The organism is Nostoc sp. 'Peltigera membranacea cyanobiont' 232 (assembly GCF_002245985.1).
In the GTDB taxonomy this organism is placed as follows: Bacteria; Cyanobacteriota; Cyanobacteriia; order Cyanobacteriales; family Nostocaceae; genus Nostoc.
This window is the reverse complement of the sequence record NZ_NOLK01000301.1, coordinates 1-4,259: the sequence shown is the minus strand read 5'-3', so window position 1 is coordinate 4,259 and position 4,259 is coordinate 1. Positions and strand designations below refer to the sequence as shown.

At 36.4% G+C, this 4,259-nt stretch carries 3 protein-coding genes and 3 pseudogenes; 1 reads left to right on the top strand and 5 read right to left on the bottom strand.

The features are described from left to right. Positions 1–189 precede the first annotated feature (189 nt). The 5 genes and pseudogenes from CDG79_RS39400 to CDG79_RS43200 all read right to left on the bottom strand — a co-directional run. Positions 190–776 (bottom strand): annotated as a pseudogene (locus tag CDG79_RS39400) (hypothetical protein); the annotation flags it as partial. A gap of 203 nt (positions 777–979) precedes the next feature. After that, positions 980–1,678 carry a hypothetical protein gene (locus CDG79_RS39395; RefSeq protein ID WP_094346900.1) on the bottom strand — a complete coding sequence of 233 codons (699 nt, stop codon included), beginning with the start codon at positions 1,676–1,678 and terminating at the stop codon, positions 980–982. 241 nt (positions 1,679–1,919) lie between these two features. Further along, positions 1,920–2,042 (bottom strand): annotated as a pseudogene (locus CDG79_RS41850) (3'-5' exonuclease); the annotation flags it as partial. Positions 2,043–2,163: 121 nt separating this feature from the next. Further along, on the bottom strand, positions 2,164–2,484 hold the full coding sequence (locus tag CDG79_RS39390; RefSeq protein WP_223278642.1) for a hypothetical protein: 321 nt from the start codon (positions 2,482–2,484) through the stop codon (positions 2,164–2,166). A gap of 119 nt (positions 2,485–2,603) precedes the next feature. Further along, entirely contained in the window at positions 2,604–2,762 is a 159-nt protein-coding gene (locus tag CDG79_RS43200) for a hypothetical protein (protein ID WP_189525304.1), read from the bottom strand. A gap of 68 nt (positions 2,763–2,830) precedes the next feature. Between CDG79_RS43200 and CDG79_RS39385 the strand changes: the two are divergent. Further along, positions 2,831–3,937: pseudogene (locus tag CDG79_RS39385) on the top strand (FAD-binding domain-containing protein). Positions 3,938–4,259 lie beyond the last annotated feature (322 nt).

The following is a 4,259-nucleotide window of genomic DNA, read 5'->3' as shown; positions in this document are numbered from 1 at the left end:
ACTCATTGTTGCTATTGCATCACTGAATACGTAGAACCAGTATCAAGTCTTCCAAGTAACTCTTAAATTCAGTAAATCAAACCTATAGTACACAAGTTCGTATCTCATTCAAATGCATACCGCTATAAGGCATCTTGTTGAGACTTGTTAAAACGATGGACTTCATTGATTTTTAATAAAAATCAACTACTATCTCATTAATTCTGACAACATCTGCTCAAGAATATCTGACATAATTTCCTCGTCTAAGGAGTGCAGAGTTGGGGGGCCACCAATAAATTCTTTGATAGTGATCTTCTGTTCTTTAAAGTCTTTGACAAAATCCCGAATCTGAGAAACAACGTTAATTTGATTGTCTATTGTTTCTACCATAATAGCCATAGATTCAATGCCTTTTTTAGCAGCTTTGCGAGAATCAGAAACCATAGTTCCTTCTGGAGTATTTTTTGCTAAACGCAGTTCCCGTTTCAAGTTTTCATACTGAGTCAGAAGAATTTGGTTTTGCTGTTCTATAGTTCGACATTTTCGAGTTAAATCATCTTCGCTATTAGGATCAATAGTTTCTCCCACTTGGTGAAGTCGCTCAATTTCTAGAAGTCTTGCCAAATCACCTTCTTGGTAGGCTTGATTGATTGATTGATTGATTGATTGATTGATTGATTGATTGATTGATTGATTGATTGATTGATTGATTGATTGATTGATTGATTGATTTCTGTATGATCTGTCTGTGTCTGGCTATCTTTTACCTTATCGGGGTGGAAGATTTCAGCTAAGGGACTTCCAGAAAATAAACTATTCCATCAACAATAATGATAATCATTTTAAGGGGGGGGGAATGAAGGAGAGCGATCGCTCATAAGTTTTCCTCTCTAAGAGACGCTTTGCGCGTTCGCTTGAATGGGGGCAATAGTAACGAGAACACCACAGCCATCACACCTACTTGACCAACAAACCCTTAATTAATGTTTATTTATTTTCAATAATTATCGTAATCTAAAGCTTCATGTGTGTTTTGAGTCAAATTAACAATTGATATTACATTAGATTTTTTTTCATTTTTTTGGAAAGTATTATTCAACTCATTTATCTGATGAATGACAGCACTAGCGACAGTACTTAAAACCTTTTTGTTATTTATACTAAGTGCTACCATAGCAGGACTTGAATCTATTGTATCTACTACTCTATTTGCAATTTTATCAATAAAATTTTCGTCTCTTACTATGGAAATTTGATAATTCTCAACTAATTGCCATATAGCCCAGATCCAGTCCTTATTAGTTTGACTTATATTTGATTCTTGCGTATGTGTATATTCTTCTGTAATGCTAATACTTGTTTGTAATTTTTTACTTAATTCTGCATTAAAAAAATCCCCTAATTTTTCCCTACCTATTTTTATACCTAAATTTTTAGCTGTTTCAATCATTGTAGTTTTTTGAACACCTACTTTATAGCTAAAAGTGAAAGTTTTTCCTATACCTTTAGTTCCTTTTGAAAAATTTAATATTTTCCAATATTGATATTTACAATATGTAGTAGTAGTATTATTTTCAGCCCATTCACGTTTTGAAATTAAAACAGCATCAGTTTGCTCTACTACATTTTTTGTATATTTTAAACTTGGAGTCTTTAGAGAAATGTCAGAATTATATGCGTTTATTAGTGTTGCCATAATAAAATCTTATGTATTTGAGTTAAGTCCTCAAGTAATTACAGTTTGTATAACCCACATTCCGCAAATTAGTTAAGAATAAAGGGTTCTTGCATTGATTTTATGATGCAGCATTAAAATCACAATTTTCTAAAAAGTCTCAAATTTTAAAAATATAGTCACAGCAAGGAACGCAGGCTATGATTAGGTTTTATTCATTTTGTAGAGATGCTCTAAGACCGACATTATAGGCGATCGCTAATCAAACTACTTTACCTAATGCTGACTCAAGACGATTAGTAAATTCTGAAGAGCGATCGCAGGTCATGATCAACTGCTCAATTGCCCGTGTCATTGCAACATACAATAGTCGTGCTTCTTCTTCTGGTGTGTTGTATTGATGGGGCGTATAATATACGTTCGCTCTGGTTCAAGGTTCTATATCGCTTGGGTTTTCCTCTCTTCGAGACGCTACTCGCGTTTGCTTGAATAGATGCTATCGCCCTCTACAGATGCTCCATCTTAATCCCCGCCACTTCCAACATGACCGTAGTAATCGGCACAAGCCGCCCCACAGTGGTGTAATAGCTACTTCCTACGGGTGTGGTAGTCGATCGCTCCCGAAACCGTTTCATAGTAATCAAAAACCACTCCCGCGTTTTTGGCATCGGTAGCTTGTACAGTTGGCGAGTATTGACAAAGTAGTAAAATAGCCAATCCGCCTCAGTGTACATGAAGCAGGCGGGGGTTCCCTTCTCTAGGTTGCTATGCGTCTCGAAGAACAAGTTACGAGTTTTATTCCACCTATCGCCCTTAATCTCAATCAAAATTTCGCTACTGTGCGTTGTCCAGATGAGGTCAATAAGCTGATGTGCATCTAAATTGTATAGTACGAAAACGTAAAATTATTGTAGTGCGGGCATCTTGCCCGCATCGCATATACAAATTAAATACGCAACAGCTTATCGCGGCGCTGGTAGTCTGGGTCATCCTCAACATTAACAACGCTCCTTGTTTCTGACTTTCCCCACAACCACGCCTCAACGTCAGTAGCCGCCTGATTGGCTACCTGCACCGCATCATCCATGCTGTAGGCGTAGGTCATAGTTTTAGTTCCACCATTAAAATTAGATAGTACGATTGTATTATTAAGTTGATATAGAAAATTGAGTTATGCACCTTCTGTGGTTTCGTCGAGATTTACGTTTGACTGACAACGAAATTGTCACCTTAGCGTCTGCCAATAATGCCGCCGTTTTACCATTCTTCATTATTGACCCTTGGTTTTATCAATGGGTTGATGTCGGTAAAGCACGGGTGCGGTTTTTGTTTGAGTCTTTAGAAAATCTAGATAGCAATCTACAAAAATTAGGTAGTAACTTAATATTATTTGAAGGTAATGCTGTAGAGATTATACAAGAATTAACTCAACAATTAACACAGCAGGGACATAGACCCAAACTCTACTTAAATCGTGATGTACAAGTTGAGTATGGTATTAGCCGAGATAAAAGTATAGTTAATTTATATCAAGTATTAAATCTCGAATATCATCTGGGACTAAATAACTTTTTGCAATCACAAGATAAACGTGAGCAGTGGTTTAACGAATATTACACATATCAAAGACAATCTGTTTCCCCAACTCCCACTAATGTCAACACTCCATCACTTTTTCTAAACGTACCTCAAATTACATTTTCTGAACTCAAACATAAATATCGTGCTTTTTTGCAAACAGAACAGGTATATTTTATTGGTGGAGAAACACAGGCACAAGCTACATTAAATTCATTTATGAAAAGTAGATTTAATGGCTATCACTGGAAACTTTCACGCCCTTGGTTAGCACAGCTTGGTGCAACATCGCATTTATCACCACATCTGACTTTTGGTACAATTTCAACTCGCATTGTTTACCAAGAGACTAAGGCAAGGGCAGCAGAACTTACAAATCAACCCAAGGCAGAATTTTCATTAAAAGCTTTTCGTGACCGTCTACGCTGGCACGATAGTTTTACACAACGCCTTTATTTTTACCCAGAAATAGCTTACAAAAATCGTTATCCAGAATTTGATGAATGGTATACACCCCTAAACTTGCCACCAGAAAAACAAGAACTATTTCATGCATGGCTTGAAGGTTTAACAGGCTTTCCTCTGGTAGATGCCAGTATGTGACAACTAAAAACTATGGGGTGGATGAACTTTCGCATGAGGGCGATGTGTGCCACATTTTTAACTATCAATTGCGGTATTTCCTGGCATGATGGCGATTGATGACTTTTTTACATTGGTCGCAGCTACAAGCCATTTACTCCTTCACCTTATCAAATTAATATTAGGCTTTCAAACTTAGCTTAATTCTTAAAGTAGATGAGATAAATCATTAAAAATATATATACTGCAATTATCAAGCAATGAATAAACGAAGCTCCTAGTTTTAGACCAACTAGGAGCTTTTTTATTGATTATCGCTCTTTTATTACTCTCATGAGAGTATAATTAGTTACTAAGAGTTTAACTTAGCAAGGGTATTTAATTGGGTTCAAGAACGGCTACCTCCACGATCACCGTGGTAGATCAGTACTGCGATGCCTAT